This window comes from Gemella haemolysans (genome assembly GCF_901873445.1).
Classification (GTDB): Bacteria; Bacillota; Bacilli; order Staphylococcales; family Gemellaceae; genus Gemella; species Gemella haemolysans_C.
On the sequence record NZ_CABFLN010000073.1, the window covers coordinates 35,260 to 53,636 of the forward strand.

Consider the following 18,377-nt stretch of genomic DNA (forward strand, 5'->3'; position numbering starts at 1 on the left):
AAATTTTACATCATTGGCATTTGAGGTTGCATAGGTTCATCTTTTGATACATCTGCAACAACTGCTTCTGTTGATAAGAATAAACTTGATACACTCGCTGCATTTTGTAATGCAGAACGAGTTACTTTTGTCGGATCAACTATACCTGCTTTAATCATATCAACCCATTCTTCAGTAGCAGCATTAAATCCATACCCTACTTCAACTTCCTTAAGTTTAGCTACGATAACACTACTTTCTAATCCCGCATTTTCAGCGATTTGACGAACTGGAGCTTCAAGAGCTTTTTTAATTATATTAATACCTGTTTGTTCATCACCAATTGCTTCTAGTTTTTCAACTTCAGAAATAACTTGAACAAGTGCTGTTCCACCACCAGGAACTATACCTTCTTCTACTGCGGCACGTGTTGAATTTAACGCATCTTCAATTCGAAGTTTTCTTTCTTTTAATTCAGTTTCTGTCGCTGCACCAACTTTAATAACTGCAACACCACCTGAAAGCTTCGCTAGTCTTTCTTGTAGTTTCTCACGATCAAATTCAGAACTTGATTCTGCATATAGTGCTTTTATTTGCTGAGTTCTACTTTCAATTTTTTCTTTATCACCTTTACCACCAACAATGACAGTATTGTCTTTAGTAACATTAACCTTAGCTGCTTTACCTAGCATTGTAATATTAGCGTCTTTTAGCTCAAGACCTAAATCGTCAGTAATTAATGTTCCACCTGTTAAAATAACAATATCTTCTAAAATTGCTTTTCTTCTTTCACCAAATCCTGGAGCTTTTACAGCTACAACATTAAATGTACCACGAAGTTTGTTTACAACAAGTGTAGCAACAGCTTCCTGTTCAACATCATCTGCAATAATTAATAATGGCTTCGCTGCAGCGACAACCTCTTCTAATACTGGTAAAATTTCTTGAACCGCATTAATTTTCTTATCCGTTACAAGGACATAAGGATTATCTAAATCAGCAATCATTTTCTCAGTATCACTAACCATATAAGGAGATAAATATCCTCTGTCAAATTGCATCCCCTCTACTACTTCTAACGTAGTTTCAAGTCCTTGAGATTCTTCAATAGTAATAACTCCGTCATTCCCCACTTTATCCATAGCTTCTGAGATGAATTTTCCTATTTCTTCGTCAGCAGCAGAGATTGCACCTACTTGAGCAATTTTATCTTTAGAATCCACAGTTACACTGATTTCACGAAGACGTTCAACTGCTACTTTTACAGCTCTTTCCATTCCTTTTCTGATTCCAATTGGATTAGCTCCACTAGTAACATTTTTTAAACCTTCAGTTATCATTGCTTGAGCAAGTATTGTCGCAGTAGTTGTACCATCACCAGCAATTTCATTTGTTTTGTTAGCAACTTCAGCCACTAATTTTGCTCCCATATTTTCATATGGATCTTCTAATTCTATTTCCTTGGCAATAGATACTCCATCATTAGTAATTAACGGAGATCCAAATTTTCTATCTAATACTACATTTCTTCCTTTAGGTCCTAATGTTATTTTTACAGCATTTGCTAGTTTATCTACACCAACCTTCATTGATTGACGAGCGTCTTCTGAAAATTTTAATTCTTTTACCATGTTTCCTCCTATTCTTCAATAACCGCAAGAACTTCTTCTTCATTAACTAAAATGTATTCTTCGTTTTTGAAACTTACCTTTTTATAGTTATCTGAAAAAACTACTTTGCTTCCAGCAGTTAATTCGCCATCATTATCTTTTGATAATAAGCAACTTTCTCCTAAAGCAACTATTACTGCGATATTAGAAGTTTCTTCTTTAGAAGCTAATACTATTCCACTAGTTGTTGCTTTTTCTTCTACTTTTTTTAATAATACATTGTCAAATAATGGTTTAATCATATTAATAACCTCTTTTTATTTTTATTCTTACTTTATATTATACACTGAAATATATAATAAAACAAAAGTCAAAAAAAGTCAAATCATATAATTTTATACTTATGTAATTGCCTACAACTATCTTTTTCCTAATTTTAAAAAATAAATATTTCACAAAATTGTTTATAATAAGGAACATATTTTCTCACCTAATAAAACGATAACAACGCTCTTCTTATCATTTTTTCAAACATATTATTTTTATATTTTAGCAATATATGTTATAATGCTGTTTGTATAATAATATGATAGTAATTATACGAGAAAAATTCAAATATTAAAAAATATTAATCAGGAGGAAAATATATGAAATATGTAGTTGTTGGAACATCTCACTTCGGTTATGAAGCTGTTCAAACTATTTTAAAAAACGAACCTAACGCTGAAATTCACTTATACGAAAGAGGCGCTGGGGCATCATTTATGGGCTGAGGTAGCCAATCTTATTTAGATGGGACATCTAAAGCGTTATCTGAACTACACTTTGCAACAGAGGAGTCTTACCGTTCACAAGGTATTAACATCCACTGCAATAGCGATGTTGTAGGATTAAACTCAAAAGAAAAATATGTTGTTGTTAAAACACCGGCTGGTGAAGAAAAACAATCTTACGATAAATTATTATTAAGTCCTGGTGGGGTTGCCGTTAAACCTCCATTCGAAGGAATTGAGTTAGAAAATATCCACACTTTCCGTGGGCCAGAAGACACTCAAGCTGTATACGATTGTATGCAAAACAGTAAAAAAGCTGTTGTAGTTGGTGGTGGATATATAGGTCTTGAAGTTGCAGAATCTTATGCAAAACACGGTATCGATGTAACAATCGTTGACTTCGCACCAAGAATCTTAAATACATATTTAGACCAAGAATTAACAGACATCCTTACTGAAGAAGGTGCTAAACACAACCTTAAAGTTCGTGGTGGAGAAAAAGTTCTTTCATTCAAAGGTGAAAACGGAAAAGTTACATCTGTAGTAACTGATCAAGGTGAATACGAAGCAGATACAGTAATCGTTTCTGTTGGTGTTCGTCCAGATGCTTCATGGTTAAATGGAGAATTAGAAATGACAGAACGTGGTTTTGTTGTTACTAACGAATACTTAGAAACATCTGCACAAGATGTATACGCTGGAGGAGACTCTACTTTACTTCCATATGCTCCAACTCGTGGAGAATTACCAATAGCTCTTGCTACTTTAGCTCGTCGTCAAGGTGTAGTTGCTGCATTAAACGCTATGGGTACAAAAACTAAAATGCCTGCAGTAAACGGTACTTCTGCATTATCATTCTTTGATTACAAATTTGTAAGTACTGGATTATCTCAAAACGGTATTTGCTTATACGGTGGTAAAGTAGCTTCTAAATATGTAGAAGAAAGAATCTACCCTGATTTCATGAGAAAAGAAAACAATCTAGTTCATATGAAAATCTACTACGATGAAGATACTCACAGAGTTCTAGGAGCTCAATTCATGTCTAAACATGACGTTTCTAGTGCTATCGCAGCTTTATCAATAGCTATCGCATCAGACTGGACATTAGAACAATTAGCACTTGCTGATATATTCTTCCAACCAGAATTTGACCGTCCATGGCACTTCATTAACGTACTTGCTATGGCAGCTCTAGACTACAAACTAGGTGGAGCAGATAAATTACTATTCTAGTATAATGAAAAAAGTTCGCAGAAAAATTTCTGCGAACTTTTTATTCTGGTTTTAAAATAAATCTTTAGAATTATAAACTATGTAACCTTCATAATAATAACTTGCATAAAGCCCCTTCATATAAATCTCCCTATCGTCAATTTCACTTATAAGAGCCTCTCTTAATATATGTTTAATTTCTATATCTCTAATTGGACTTCGCTGCATTGCTAATAAATAATCCTCTTTATTTATTTTATCCCAATCAATTACTTTTTGAATTTGATTTTTTAGTATATGATCTAACCATAAACGTGTAACTCGGCCATTACTTTCACGAAATGGATGTGCGATATTCATTTCAACATATTTTTCTACTATCTCTTCAAAAGTTCCTTGTGGCATTTGATCAATATGCTTTAAAGACGACTCTAAAAACATAACCGGTGCAAAACGAAAATTCCCTTTTGCTATATTAACATTTCTTACTTTTCCTGCAAAATCATAAATTTCTTCAAATAAATATTGATGTATAAAGGCTAAGGTAGAGAACTTACCTACTTCTTTGTTTTTTAGTAACTCATCTGTAAATAATTTAATCGCCTTTTTCTTACTAAGGCGTTCTTCTTTACGTGCTAAAACTGAACTTTCTGTTATACAAAGCTTATTTTCAAGTACCATAGTTCTCCTTTCTAAAATATATTTTCAACATTATCATAATCTATTATATATAACATTACTTCTCTTTACAACAATTTCACTATATTTTTACAAAAAAACCTACACAAGCTCCTTTTTGCCTGTGTAGGTTTATTATTTATTCTGAAATTACTTGATCTAAATTTGATACTATTCTCGCTCTTCCTTGTACTTTAAAGTTTACGATATTATCAAAAATATTTAGAATTATAACTTCTCCCTTATTTAATATTTCTAAAGCTTCTTCATTATTGGTCTTCTTAGTAATAACTTTTACATTATCTACTTCAGCTCTAATAATAATATAACTACTTTCTTTCATAATCTACTCCTGTTAATACTATAACTTGATTTTATATTGAATGTCTTTTACTAATTCCGTATTTTCTAAGAAAATACCAGTTTTTTTACTAGTTACTGTTTTTGATCCAATTTTCTTGATTCCACGCATGGCCATACACATATGCTCCGCTTCAATAATTACATACACACCTTTTGGTTGCAATTGTTCTTCAATTGCGTTTACTAACATAAGCGTCATATCTTCTTGAATTTGTAGTCTACGACTAGCACTCTCAACTAAACGCGCTAGCTTACTAAGTCCTGTAATCTTTTTATTATTTGGGACATATGCGATGTGACACACACCATAAAAAGGTAACATATGATGCTCACATAATGAATAAAACTGAATATCTTTTACTAAAATAGGTTCATCATTATCTGATTCAAAAAATGTATTTATCTCTTCTTTTGGATCTACATTCGTTTTAGATAATAACTCTTCATACATTTTCACACATCTTTTTGGTGTATCTAGTAATCCTGGTCTTGATGTATCTTCACCAATATTTTCTAATAATGTTTTTATAAGTTCTTGTGATTGTTCTTTATTTTTCAAAACTATCCTCCATTTTTATAAAAAAAAGAGCTACTAAGTAGTAACTCCTCTTTTTTGAATTAAATTGTTATTATTTAACTGCGTCTTTAAGAGCTTTACCAGCTTTGAAAGCAGGAACTTTGCTTGCAGCGATTTCGATAACTTCGTTAGTTTGAGGGTTACGCCCTTTACGAGCAGCTCTTTCTCTAACTTCAAAGTTACCAAATCCGATAATTTGGATTTTTTCACCTTTAGCTAAAGTTTCTTCAACTGTTTCTACGAATGCTTCGATAGCAGCAGTTGCTTGTTTTTTTTGTAGTCCTGATTTCTCAGCAACTTTTGAAATTAATTCTGATTTATTCATTAATTCTTTACCTCCATTATTGAGTAACGGTTCTACCGTTTCACTTATTAAATATTACCATATAAATCGCTAATAATCAAGGTTTTATTATATAATTTTAGCATTTTTTAGTATTTTTTCTATATTTTAATTAGTAATTTTCAAATTATTTTATTTTTCTGCAAATACGTAAACTTATTTATTCAAATTTATTTAATTCTTCTGCTGCCATTTTATTCATAAGATTATTAACACAGTCTTTAATATTTAGTCCTTCATATAATACTTTGTATATATTCTCTGTTATTGGCATATACACATCGAATTGTTTAGACAAGAAATAACATACTTTTGTAGTTCTCACACCTTCAGCTACCATATCTAATTTTTCAATAGCGTCTTCTAATGAGAAACCTTGCCCGATTAAATAACCGCAATTATAGTTTCTTGAGTGTTTAGATGTACATGTTACTACTAAGTCACCTATGCCACCAAGACCTAAAAATGTCATTTCATCAGCACCTAGCTTTTTCCCTAATCTTGTTATCTCAATTAATCCACGTGTTAATAATGCTGCTTTGGCATTATCACCATAAGACATTCCATCAATTATTCCACATCCAAGGGCAATTATATTCTTTAGTGCACCACCAACTTCAACACCAATTAAATCTTTATTAACGTAAATTCTAAAATATTTATTATGGAAAATTTCTTGTGCTAACTTATTTAATTCATCATTTTTAGATGCAATAGCAACTACTGTAGGATTTCTTAATATTAATTCTTCTGCATGAGAAGGACCACTTAATACACCTACACCCTTTAGTTTATCACTATCGATTTCATCAGATATAACTTCTGACATTCTCTTATTAGTTTCCATCTCTAAACCTTTAGAAACATGAATGATAAACTTAGGACGTTCCAGATATTTATTAATATCCTTTGCTACTTCTCTCATCACTTTTGTAGGAACTGCAATAACAATTACATCTGCAAACTCAACTGCTTCTTTTAAACTACTAGTAGCAACGACTTCTTTTGGTAAAACAGCATTTTTTAAATACCTACTATTTGTATGATTATTATTTATTTCATCCCTTGTTTTTTCACTTCTTGAATATAAGCGTAATTCATGTCCATTATCTACAACTGCTTGAGATAAGGCAGTCCCCCAGCTCCCGGAACCTATCACAGATATTTTCATCGTCCTATCCTCACTATAAATTATTGTTAATTTTATTATATCAAATTTTCTAAAAATATACATTAATTTTACTTATAAGTATCATTTTATCATAATCCAAATTCTACTAAAATAGGCATCCACTATCTGCTATACTATTTTTTTCTTAGAAATTATGTTATAATCTAGTCAGAATAAATAAAGGAGGTAATTTTATGAATTGGTTTGAAATTACTTTAATAGATGGAAATCGTGGATTAATCAACTTAAACAATATCGTTGATATTTGGAAGGGACTAAATGATGAGTATGCGACTATTTCTCAAGTAAATGGAGAAGAAATTGAAGTACCTGCATCAGAATATGATAGATTAAAACGTGCATTAGATATGAAAGGATTCGTATTAGGAGGGTTCTAATATGACTAGATTTTTAAAAATATTTCTTACTTTATTAACTATCACAATTGTAGGGTTTGGTTTATATTATTACTTTAACGACAACTCTACCGATGATAATAAAGTAGATGACAAAACTAATATTGAAAATACTGTAAAAAGCGAAACAAATTCTCAAGAAAATATCGAAGGGACTGTCGTCACAAAACGCAGTACTGAAAATAATTAATTCTCGTGAAAGGATAGTACTATGAAAAAGAATACACTTAAAAAAATAACAAGTTTATTTCTTACATCTACATTAATATTTTCTACAATAAGCGCATCAAGCATTAATCTTATAGAGGCAAAAGGATCATCAGCTAGACCAAGCGCTTCAAGATCTAGTTCTAAACCTAGTTCTTCTAAACCATCTAGTAGCAAACAAAGTTCTAAACCTACTAGTTCAGCAGCTAGTAGCAAACCAACTACAAGCACTACTAAAAACTTCACTAAAAAGTCAGGTGGTTCATATAATAAGGATTATAATAGTTACAATAATCAAGGTTACAAAAAACAGTATACTGACTACATAAATAATAACTATAGAAATAGCGGTTTCTTCTCAGGAAGCAACATAACTAATATGTTACTTTGGTACACATTATTTAATTCAGCAACTTCGCATAATCATATCCATGCTAGTGATCAGCAAAAAGAATTAGTCGATAATGTTAAAGATTCAAAAGTTCCTGTCTATATGCTAGAAATTAAGACAAAAGATGGGGAAACAAAATACGTATCTGTTACAAAAGAACAATATGAAAAAGTCAAAGAAGGAGATAATATCTCTTTAAAAGACGGTAACTTAGAAATTAAAAACTAATATCGTGCCAAAAATAGGAGTGACTCGAAAACATAAGATTTCTACGAATCCATGTTTCCAAATCACTCCTTTTATTTTTATTTGCAATATTTTTCTCTTAATATTTTTGAAGCTTCTACCATGTTCTCTAGCTTTTTCTGAATTATTGGATAAGGATTTAGAGGTCTCTTTGAAAATGTTGCAAATCCACAGTCAGGATTTAGCCAAACATTTTCAGGTGGTAAGAATTCTAGAACTTTTTCTACATTTCTCACTATTTCCTCAACAGTTTCAACTCTGTCACTTCTTGGATTTATACATCCAAAACCTAAAATAATTTTTGTATCTAGAAAATTATTGTAAAATAGTTTTTCAACTTCTCCTGCTCGAGGTGTAGAAAATTCTAATGCCAGCATATCTACTTTAAGAGAATCGAAAAATTTCCCAAGTTTATCATATGTCCCTTCAAGCAATACACTTTCATCTTTCGTCCAGTTCCCTCTACACACATGCATAACGCTCATGACACCTTCGTGAGAATTTATTTCATTTAAAACCTCAATTAATAAATTCTTTGCAAACTTTAACTCTTTGTCAACCTTGACTTTTTCCGATAAAGCACCTCAGTAAAAGGAATTATCTGATTTAGAATTAGTAAAGACGACTTCCGATAATATCGGTTCATCTATCTGGATAATTTTTACTCCTTCTTTTACTAATTCTCTAATTTCATGACGTAAAAGTTTTACTACATCTTCTCCTAGTTCATTTCTACTCTCGTAATAATTTCCTGTAATTTCTTTTAACCACATTGATCTAGTTAATAAATATGGACTTGGTAATGTACATTTGAAATGTTCTACTGAACTATCCTTTAGTACTTCTATCTCTTTTTTATTTAACCTAACTTCCGTATTTATTTTTTTAAAACAAATTGGACTATTCATACTATTATCTGAAGCATCCATTTCTTCTAAACTTTTACGAAAATTTTCATTATTTCCCGTTAATTCTTTTAACTCTTCAAGAGTTAATAATTTTATACCGTCAACGATTTCACCTATGTAACTCATATAGTTATCTCGATTTAATTCACCGCTAACAATTACCTCAATTCCACAATCTTTCTGAAAAGAAATTACTTTATTTGTTTCTTCAAGGTATTTTTCAAAATACACATTATTATATTTTTCACTTTTCATACTACTTTCTTTCAACATCAACAGTTCCTTTGACCTCGGCAAACTACCTATTAATGATGTAGTAAAAGGTTTAAACAAATTTCCATCCATACTAATACCTCCGTTAAAAAGGGAATGCCTCGACAAAATCTTGTTTCTTAAGAAATCGCGATTTTTGAGTCACTCCCTTAAAATAATACTATGGTTCAACAACTAATCCACTATTCGACAAAATATCAATTACTTCTGACATAGTTGTAAGTCCACCTACTTTTAAATAATCAGTTAAATCATAATAGTCTACGCAAATCCCACAAGAAAGTATTTTTACCCCTCTTGATTCTAGTTCTTTTAAATCTTCTAATGCTTCAGAACCTTTTGCAGTATATTTTACTCCTTCTCCATAAAATATAATATGCTCTGGTAAGTTCTCTTTTTGAGCAAGAGTATGAATAAACCCTTTCATTAGGTTATCACTTAATTCTTGTTCTCCACTACCCATTCCTGTAGATTTTATAACAACATCATATTTTTTTGACATAATTATGCCCCCTTAGTTTTTATAATATTTTTTTAGAGTTACCTCTAATACATATTATATCATCATGTGTAAAGTTAATCTACATTAAAATTAAATACAGAAAAATTATTATATTTCGAAACATAAAGATTGTATTAAAATAATTAATTTATATTCCTATAAATTAATACATTGTTCCTATAAATATACAATAATTTTTCTTTATAAAAAAACTTTCGAAATAGTTTCCTACTTCGAAAGTTTCTTTAATTTTATTCTTCTGAATATTTAGCTTTACGAGCTGCTTTTTCACGAGCTGCTTTATCTAATTCTTTTTTACGTAGACGAATTGACTCTGGAGTTACCTCTAAGTATTCATCATCACTTAAGTACTCAAGACTTTCTTCTAAAGTCATGATACGAGCTTTTTTAAGTGTTACTGTTTGGTCCTTAGTTGAAGAACGTACGTTTGTTTGAGCTTTAGCTTTTGTGATGTTAACTGTTAAGTCATTTTCACGGCTGTTTTCTCCAACAATCATACCACCATACACATCAGTACCTGGTTCAATAAATACTGTACCACGATCTTCTAAACTTGAGATTGAGTATGCTGTAGCTTGACCATTTTCTAAAGCTACTAGTACACCATTACGACGTCCACCAACACGTCCTTTTTGCATTGGTTGGTAAGAATCGAATGTGTGGTTAATAATACCATATCCTTTAGTCATAGACATGAACTCTGTAGAGTATCCAATAAGTCCACGAGCAGGAACGTTAAAGATAAGACGAGTTTGTCCATTTCCATCAGCTTGCATGTCTACCATGTCACCTTTACGTTGTCCAAGAGATTCAATAACAGCCCCAACACTTTCATCTGGCACATCAACTTGAACACGTTCAACTGGTTCGCAATCAACACCATCGATATTACGAATAATTACTTCCGGTTTAGATACTTGAAGTTCGTAACCTTCCCGACGTAAGTTTTCTATAAGAATTGATAAGTGAAGTTCTCCACGTCCACTAACTACCCATGAATCACTTGTATTAGGTTCTACACGTAATGAAACGTCTGTTTCTAATTGTTGCATTAATCTATCTTCTAATTTACGAGCTGTAACAAATTTCCCTTCTTTTCCAGCAAATGGTGAGTTGTTAACTAAGAAAGTCATTTGTAATGTTGGTTCATCAATGTGAAGTACTGGTAATGCTTCTTGGTGATCAGTTAGACAAACTGTTTCCCCAACGTTGATATCATCCATACCACTTACTGCAACGATATCACCTGCGTGTGCTTCTTGAATTTCTTCACGTTTTAATCCAAAGTAACCGAAAATTTTAGTTACACGGAAGTTTTTAACTGTTCCGTCAAGCTTCATAAGAGATACTGATTCCCCTACTTTCATACTTCCACGGAATACACGTCCAATACCAATACGACCAACATAGTCATTATAGTCTAATAATGCTACTTGGAATTGTAGAGGTTCGTCTCTATTGTCTTTTGGTGCTGGAACATAATCGATTACCGTTTCATATAAACATTGCATGTTTTCTTCTTGAGCATTAGGATCACTTTCTAAAGAAGCTGTTCCATTGATAGCTGATGCATAGACTACTGGGAATTCTAGTTGTTCATCATTTGCACCTAATTCAATAAATAAGTCAATTACTTCATCCACAACTTCTTCTGGACGAGCTGAAGGTTTATCAATTTTGTTTACTACAACGATTGGTTTTAAGTTTTGTTCTAAAGCTTTTTTAAGAACGAAACGTGTTTGAGGCATTGTTCCTTCATAAGCATCAACTACTAAAAGAACACCATCTACCATTTTCATAATACGCTCTACTTCTCCACCAAAGTCTGCGTGTCCTGGTGTGTCTAGAATGTTAATTCTCTTACCTTTATAATCAATAGCTGTATTTTTCGCTAAGATTGTAATACCACGTTCTCTCTCTAAATCGTTAGAGTCCATCGCTCTCTCTTCAACATGCTCATTAGAGCGGAAAATTCCTGATTGTTTTAATAATTCATCAACCAATGTTGTTTTACCATGGTCAACGTGAGCGATAATCGCAATATTTCTAACATCATCTCTTAATTGTACTGACATTTTTTTCTCCTTGTTCTTACTTTATAAAACATAATAAATCATTAAATATAATTTATTTAATCTAACTTATCAATAATACCACTATTTTCCTCCATTGTAAACAAATATACTAATGAAAGTGATTTATTTTAGAATTTTTTTCTATAATTTTATATACAAACAAAAAGAAGACCGAGTATAACTCGATCTCCCTTTAAAATTTCTTTTATTATGGGTGTACTGGAATCATCCATCCAAGTACTCCTGTTGATTGAAGTGCGATAATAGCACACACAATGATTAATAGGATGAAACTGTGTTTAACTGTAAATTTAAGTAAATCAGGTTCTTTACCAACTAATCCAACCGCTGCTGCTGCAACTGCGATAGATTGTGGAGAAATCATTTTACCTACAACCCCTCCAGATGCGTTAGCTGCTACTGCTAATAGTGGATCCATTCCAACTTGGCTCGCTGTAACTTGTTGTAGTTTAGCAAATAATAAGTTAGCTGATGTATCAGAACCAGTGATGAATACCCCAATCCATCCAAGTGCTGGAGAGAAGAATTTAAACGCTGCTCCAGTTGCTGCTAATGCATATCCTAAAGTATTTGACATACCTGATGCATTCATGATGTATGCAAATCCTACTACGAATGCGATTGTTAATAATGCAATTTTAACTTCATTAAATGTTTGAATGAAAGTTTCAAATGCGTCTTTCCAACTAATTTTAATGATAAATTTAGAAACTAATGCTGCTACTAAGATTGCTGTACCAATAGATCCTAGTATATCTAATTTGAATACTGCAGCGATTTCTTTACCAGATACTGAGCTGATAATATTGTTGTGAATAAATGGTACTTTCGGGTTTAAAGCAAGTGTTTTGAAGAATGCTTTAGAAGATTTCATAGTCCATAAGAAGATAAACACTGTTAATACTACGAATGGTGACCATGCTACTAAAATCTCATTTAAGCTGTGTTTTGCTTTAACATTGTCTTTTCCTTCAACTTCTTTTTCATCAGCAAATCTCCATGTTGTTTTTGGTTTCCAGAATTGAAGTAAAACAACGATTGAAACTAATGATACTAATGATGAAAGAATATCAGGTAATTGTTCTCCCATGAAGTTAGAACTTACAAATTGTGCGATTGCGAATGATCCACCAGATACTAATAATGCTGGCCAAACTTCTAATGTTTTCTTAAATCCAGCCATGATTAATACTAAGTAGAATGGAATAAAGATAGATACTAATGGTAATTGACGTCCAATCATTGCTGCAATTTCAGCTGCTGCGATTGGTGATCCATTTGCATAAGTTGCTAGTCCATCCATAGCTGTTACCGGTGCTCCAACTGCTCCGAATGCAACCGGTGCAGTGTTAGCGATCATACAAACACCTGCTGCATAAAGTGGTTTGAATCCTAAACCAACTAATAATGAAGCTGTGATTGCTACTGGTGCTCCAAATCCTGCTGCTCCTTCTAAGAAAGCTCCGAATGAGAAGGCAATAATCAATGCTTGAATACGACGGTCATCAGTTAATGAAGTAATACTATCTCTGATAATATCGAAGTGACCAGTTTTAACTGTCATTTTATATAAGAACACTGATGTTAAGATAATCCAACCTATAGGCATAACTCCGTATACCATACCGTGAATTGTTGAGAACGCTGCGAATTGGAATGGCATTTTAAAGAATAGGCATGCAATTACAATTGCTACTAATAAAGTTAAAAGTCCTGTTAACCACCCTTTAACTTTGAATCCAGCTAGTGTTACTAAGTAAAACACAATCGGGATTAATGCAACAAGTGCAGAAACATATAAATTATCAGCCACCGGCTGTAATAATTGAGTGAATTTTTCCATAAATACACTTCTCCTTTGTATAAATATATTTTGTTTGGTTTGTGAAAATCTATTGTTTTTAACTACCAAATAATATGTTAACTAAAAATCAATTATTGTAAAAATTCTTAACTGTTTATTCTAAAGACTATCTCTCTCTATCTTCATTAATCAGATATATAACAGTTTTTTTACTGTTTCAATTTTTGCTATTTAGATATAATAACTATTTTGTATTTGATGGTAATTTGTCAACGATTTTCTTGTTTACATTAAATATTGTAGCACGCTTTCATTTAAATGTAAAGCGTTTTTTTAGTTATTTTTACAACATTCTTAAAAAATCCACTAATACCAAAGAAAATAATATGTATTTTTTTGAAAAATATTACGTAGTTTTTTTATAACAGTTCGATTCTGACCAATTATTAATTATTTGAATCCAGATCATAAAGTAATATTTTTCTTTTATTTTATACTTCATATAATAAAAAAACATATTGTAATAAACTTTATCACAATATGTTTCTCTATATTTTTTATAAAATAATACGTAGTTTTTTAATATTTTTGTTTGTCTTTTAATACTCTATTAATTTCTTTATTGGCTTCTTTTTGCTTCAGTACATGACGCTTATCATAATTCTTTTTACCTTTAGCAACCCCTATTAATAGCTTAGCATAGCCATTTTTTATATAAAGTTTCAACGGTACAATACTCATTCCTATTTCATTTTGAATATTAGTTAATGAAGCTATCTGTTTTTTCTTTAGTAATAATTTTCTTACTCTTAATGGTTCATGATTAAATCTATTTCCCTCTTCAAAATGTGAAATATGCATATTATATACAAACATTTCACCTAATCTTGTTTGGCAATAAGAATCCTTTAAATTAATTCTTCCACGACGGATTGATTTTATTTCTGTACCAGTTAAAACTAAACCTGCTTCATATGTTTCTTCTATGAAATAATCATGATTTGCTTTTTTATTCTGAGCTATTACTTTAATTTCTTTATTCATAATATCTTCCTCTACTTATTACTTATTATTGATTTATGTTTTAATATTTTAAAATCTATCTCCTGATTTTCTAAATCAACATTTGCGACTTTAACAATAACCTCATCGCCAAGTCGATATACTTTTTTCTTTCTTCTTCCGATTAATATCATATTCTTTTGATCATACGTATAATAATCATCGTTCATTGCTTTAATATGAACTAAACCTTCAATATTACTTCTCTCTAACGTTATAAATACTCCAAAATTAGTAACACTAGAAATAATTCCTCTGAACGTTTGTTCTTGATATTTCAGCATATACTCACACTTTTTCATTCTATCAACTTCACGCTCACAATCAACAGCTCGTTTTTCATATTCTGAAGAACTTTCTGCTAATTCTGGAAGTCTAGTAAGGAAATTGTCAATCGTTTCATCTGATACATCTCCATTAAATAGATAAGTTCTTATCATTCTGTGTACTAATAAGTCTGGATAACGTCTTATAGGCGATGTAAAGTGAGTATAATATTTTGTCGCTAATGCAAAGTGCCCTATATTATTTGTAGAATATCTTGCCTGATTCATAGTTCTTAATAAAATTGTAGAAAGCATCTGTTCTACAACTTCACCCTTGAATTTTCTAAGCATATTAGCAAGAATATAAGGTTCAATTTCGTCAATTTTCCCTTTTGTTCTATATCCTAGACTAGCCGCAATATCAAAAAATTGTCTAAGTTTTTCAACTTTTGGCTCTTCATGAATACGATAAATGAATGGTACTTGCATCCAAAAGAAATGCTCTCCAACAACTTCATTTGCACTTAACATGAAATCTTCAATAAGGCGTTCTGATATACCTCTTTCTCTCAGAACTATATCTAGTACTTCACCATTCTCATCTACAACAACTTTTGATTCCGGTTTATCAAAATCAATTGCACCTCTAGTTTCTCTATTTTCACGAATTTTTTTTGATAATTCTAGCGCTATATTTAACATCGGCACATATTCTTTGTATTCTTCTATAACTTCTTTATTTTCTGCATAGACTTCATTAACCTTTTTATAAGTTAATCGACCTTTAGATTTTATTACCGCTGGATAGATATCATAACTCTCAGGATAACCTTTGGAATTAAAATCAATATCACAACAAATAGTATACCTCAATACATGTGGATTTAACGAACAAATATTATTAGATAATTTTCTTGGTAACATAGGTACAACTCTATCCGCTAAATAAACACTGCATCCTCTATTTGCAGCTTCTTTATCTAATGGGCTATCTTCAGTAACATACCTACTAACATCAGCAATAAAGACTTTCAATCTATATCCTTTTTTAGTTTTAACAACAGAAACGGCATCATCTAGGTCTTTCGCATCATCTCCATCGATTGTAACTACCATTTCATTTGTACAATCTCTATATTTATCTTCAATTTTAATCTCTTCACTAATTTCTTCAGTCTGTTCAACTACATCTTTAGGAAATTCATTCGGAATACTATGTTTGTATATTACTGAAAGAATATCCACTCCAGGATCATCTTTATGTCCTATTGACTTAATGATAATTCCTTTATGATCTTCAAAGCTAACCTTAGAATAATCAGTAATTTCTACCAATACTTTAGTTCCATCAACTAAATTAAAGTTTTTAGCATTTGTTATCTTAATATATTTTACAATATTTTTATCATCACTTTTAACAAATGAGAAAAACTTAGCATTAGTTAGTGTCCCAACTGTATATTTAGTATTTCTTTCTAATACTTTTTGAACTATTCCTTCAAGATTACGATTATCCTTATATACACTATCAACTTTTACTAGTACTACATCTCCAGTCATAGCACTTTGTGTGAATCCTTTAGGTATATAGATTTCTATTCCTAAATCTTCAGAATAAACAAAGGCAAAACCTTTTTGATGTAATCTAATTATTCCTTCAACTTCTAAGGCCTCTTTAACATAAAAAAACTTTTCATTCGGTAATTGAGTTATCGCTAATTTTCGTTCAAGTTTACCTACATTTTTTACTAATTCAACAAATTCTTTTGCAGAGTCAATATTTAATTTTTCTTTTAAATCTTCTATACTCAAAACTTTTTCTTCTTTAAATATTTTTTCTATTTTCTCTAACATATAATCCTCCTTAATTTTAGATTATATAACACATAATTATTATAAAAATAAACCTAAAATGAAATTACATTTTAGGTTTATCATTGTTTAGTCTATAATTTTAACCAAGTAAGACACACTAGTGATATAAAAAATATTAGTCCTAGCACTACTGTAATTCTTTGTAAAACTAATTCAGCACCTCTTACTTTTTGTTTTCCAAACAGTTCTTCTGCTCCACCAGTTAATCCAGATAAACCTCCAGATTTACTTTCTTGTAGTAATACTACTATAATTAACAGAATACTGCTCACTATTGCTATTGTCATTAAAAAAGTGTGCATACTCTCCTCCTAAAATAATCATTCGTTAATACAATACAATTTATATTAACACATTTTTTCAAAAAAAGCAAATTTATTAAACAATTCTTGTGAATATTATTCTTCCTGAAGATGTTTGTAGTACACTTTGCACCTCAACTTCGACAGTTTTACCTACAGCACGTTTACCATTTTCTACAACAATCATTGTACCGTCTTCAGTATATGCTACACCTTGATTATTTTCCTTACCTTCTCTTAGAACCTGAACTTCTAATTTTTCACCTGTAGTTAACATAGGTTTTACAGCATTACTTAAATCATTAACATTTAGAACCTTAATAGATTGTAAAGTAGCAAGTTTATTAAGATTGTAATCAGTTGTTATAATTGCACATTTATATTTCAATGCATAATCTATTAATAAATTATCCACACCTTTATGCTCATTATAATTGTATTTATTATCTATTTCAAGATCAATCTCTTTCATTTTTTGGAGATGTTCAACACAATCTAATCCGAGTCTTCCTTTAGCTCGTTTTAATGGATCTTCCGAATCTGAGATTAACTGCAATTCTTTTAATACAAACTCAGGAACAATAATTTTTCCTTCTAAGAATCCAGTTTTAGCAACATCTTGAATACGTGAATCAATTAAGGCACTTGTGTCAACAACCTTAGCTATCACTTTCTTAGTTTTCACTTTAGTTTCTTTTTCTTTTGGTTTAGATCCAAATTTAAACGCTGTAAGTATATTTAAAAATTCACCTTCACGTCTATATCCTAGTACCAATCCTAAGTATCCAAAAACAATATAAATCACAGCCGAAATAATTCTACCCATTATTCCCGCACCAGCTATAACATCTACCCCTGATGAAAGTAAACTAGCTAACAGTAATCCAAGAATTAATCCTATTGTCGTGAAAACAATTTTTTGTATTGGTGTTCTAGTAAGACGATCTTCGATTCTTTTTAACATTGCTACAAATCTATCTGAAAATAATAAAGACATTAATACAAAAACTACTGTAGTTCCAATGGTAACAATAATTCTTAACATCGTCTCGCTCATTGATGTGAATATATTATAGTATATCAATGCGCTAGTTGAAAGTGTTCCTACTGTTATTCCTAAGAAAAAGGAAATAATAATTAAAACTTTTTTCAACATAAAAATCACTCCTTTTAATATTTAATTGTAAAACAAAATTATTAAGTATACTTTAATAATTTTATATCATGGTATAAAGAGTCATATAAAACATCTCTTCTATTTATTCTACTACATTCTACTTAAAATTAACATAATTAATT

Annotated in this window: 19 protein-coding genes; 4 read left to right on the top strand and 15 right to left on the bottom strand. The window is 30.9% G+C overall.

The genetic code is table 11. The features are described from left to right. Nucleotides 1–5: 5 nt before the first annotated feature. Nucleotides 6–1,610, bottom strand: a complete 1,605-nt coding sequence (gene groL, locus JX287_RS08345) for a chaperonin GroEL (protein WP_204644418.1) — start codon at nt 1,608–1,610, stop codon at nt 6–8. Between the two features lie 8 nt (nt 1,611–1,618). After that, entirely contained in the window at nt 1,619–1,891 is a 273-nt protein-coding gene (locus JX287_RS08350; protein WP_204644419.1) for a co-chaperone GroES, read from the bottom strand. Between the two features lie 345 nt (nt 1,892–2,236). Between JX287_RS08350 and JX287_RS08355 the strand changes: the two genes are divergently transcribed. Continuing rightward, the gene (locus tag JX287_RS08355; protein ID WP_204644420.1) at nt 2,237–3,598 is read left to right on the top strand and encodes an NAD(P)/FAD-dependent oxidoreductase; all 1,362 of its coding nucleotides are present in this window, start codon (nt 2,237–2,239) and stop codon (nt 3,596–3,598) included. 51 nt (nt 3,599–3,649) lie between these two features. On the opposite strand, the gene fic is transcribed toward JX287_RS08355, so the two are convergent. From fic to JX287_RS08380, 5 genes are all read right to left on the bottom strand, one after another. Next, on the bottom strand, nt 3,650–4,258 hold the full coding sequence (gene fic, locus JX287_RS08360) for a protein adenylyltransferase Fic (protein ID WP_204644421.1): 609 nt from the start codon (nt 4,256–4,258) through the stop codon (nt 3,650–3,652). A gap of 136 nt (nt 4,259–4,394) precedes the next feature. Continuing rightward, on the bottom strand, nt 4,395–4,598 hold the full coding sequence (mtrB, locus tag JX287_RS08365) for a trp RNA-binding attenuation protein MtrB (protein ID WP_003146887.1): 204 nt from the start codon (nt 4,596–4,598) through the stop codon (nt 4,395–4,397). 18 nt (nt 4,599–4,616) lie between these two features. Continuing rightward, nucleotides 4,617–5,177 (bottom strand): GTP cyclohydrolase I FolE, encoded by a 561-nt coding sequence (gene folE / locus JX287_RS08370; RefSeq protein ID WP_204644422.1) that lies wholly within the window; start codon nt 5,175–5,177, stop codon nt 4,617–4,619. A 70-nt stretch (nt 5,178–5,247) separates the two neighbouring features. After that, nucleotides 5,248–5,520: an HU family DNA-binding protein gene (locus tag JX287_RS08375; RefSeq protein WP_003144688.1), complete on the bottom strand. Its 273-nt coding sequence runs from the start codon at nt 5,518–5,520 to the stop codon at nt 5,248–5,250. Between the two features lie 178 nt (nt 5,521–5,698). Next, complete coding sequence (locus JX287_RS08380; protein ID WP_204644423.1) at nt 5,699–6,709, bottom strand: NAD(P)H-dependent glycerol-3-phosphate dehydrogenase; 1,011 nt, start codon at nt 6,707–6,709, stop codon at nt 5,699–5,701. Nucleotides 6,710–6,903: 194 nt separating this feature from the next. Here JX287_RS08380 and JX287_RS08385 point away from each other — a divergent pair, with 194 nt between their 5' ends. The 3 genes from JX287_RS08385 to JX287_RS08395 are packed head-to-tail and all read left to right on the top strand — an operon-like array spanning nt 6,904 to nt 7,951. Next, a complete protein-coding gene (locus JX287_RS08385; protein WP_204644424.1) occupies nt 6,904–7,107 on the top strand; it encodes a hypothetical protein in 204 nt (67 codons plus the stop codon). A gap of 1 nt (nt 7,108) precedes the next feature. After that, a complete protein-coding gene (locus tag JX287_RS08390) occupies nt 7,109–7,315 on the top strand; it encodes a hypothetical protein (RefSeq protein WP_204644425.1) in 207 nt (68 codons plus the stop codon). A 21-nt stretch (nt 7,316–7,336) separates the two neighbouring features. Further along, nucleotides 7,337–7,951: a hypothetical protein gene (locus JX287_RS08395; RefSeq protein ID WP_204644426.1), complete on the top strand. Its 615-nt coding sequence runs from the start codon at nt 7,337–7,339 to the stop codon at nt 7,949–7,951. A 77-nt stretch (nt 7,952–8,028) separates the two neighbouring features. Here the strand turns inward: JX287_RS08395 and JX287_RS09055 are convergent, their stop codons facing one another. The 8 genes from JX287_RS09055 to JX287_RS08440 all read right to left on the bottom strand — a co-directional run bounded on the left by JX287_RS09055 (nt 8,029) and on the right by JX287_RS08440 (nt 18,234). Continuing rightward, a complete protein-coding gene (locus JX287_RS09055; RefSeq protein ID WP_275576649.1) occupies nt 8,029–9,222 on the bottom strand; it encodes a cobalamin-independent methionine synthase II family protein in 1,194 nt (397 codons plus the stop codon). A gap of 88 nt (nt 9,223–9,310) precedes the next feature. After that, complete coding sequence (yedF, locus tag JX287_RS08410; RefSeq protein ID WP_204644428.1) at nt 9,311–9,652, bottom strand: sulfurtransferase-like selenium metabolism protein YedF; 342 nt, start codon at nt 9,650–9,652, stop codon at nt 9,311–9,313. A gap of 251 nt (nt 9,653–9,903) precedes the next feature. Continuing rightward, complete coding sequence (gene typA, locus JX287_RS08415; RefSeq protein WP_204644429.1) at nt 9,904–11,748, bottom strand: translational GTPase TypA; 1,845 nt, start codon at nt 11,746–11,748, stop codon at nt 9,904–9,906. 208 nt (nt 11,749–11,956) lie between these two features. Continuing rightward, on the bottom strand, nt 11,957–13,612 hold the full coding sequence (locus tag JX287_RS08420) for an L-lactate permease (protein ID WP_204644430.1): 1,656 nt from the start codon (nt 13,610–13,612) through the stop codon (nt 11,957–11,959). Between the two features lie 540 nt (nt 13,613–14,152). Beyond that, nucleotides 14,153–14,617 (bottom strand): SsrA-binding protein SmpB, encoded by a 465-nt coding sequence (gene smpB, locus JX287_RS08425; protein WP_048802681.1) that lies wholly within the window; start codon nt 14,615–14,617, stop codon nt 14,153–14,155. A gap of 11 nt (nt 14,618–14,628) precedes the next feature. Next, complete coding sequence (rnr, locus tag JX287_RS08430; RefSeq protein ID WP_204644431.1) at nt 14,629–16,755, bottom strand: ribonuclease R; 2,127 nt, start codon at nt 16,753–16,755, stop codon at nt 14,629–14,631. A gap of 92 nt (nt 16,756–16,847) precedes the next feature. Next, entirely contained in the window at nt 16,848–17,078 is a 231-nt protein-coding gene (gene secG, locus JX287_RS08435) for a preprotein translocase subunit SecG (RefSeq protein WP_204644432.1), read from the bottom strand. Nucleotides 17,079–17,154: 76 nt separating this feature from the next. Next, entirely contained in the window at nt 17,155–18,234 is a 1,080-nt protein-coding gene (locus JX287_RS08440; protein WP_204644433.1) for a PIN/TRAM domain-containing protein, read from the bottom strand. Nucleotides 18,235–18,377: the final 143 nt, after the last annotated feature.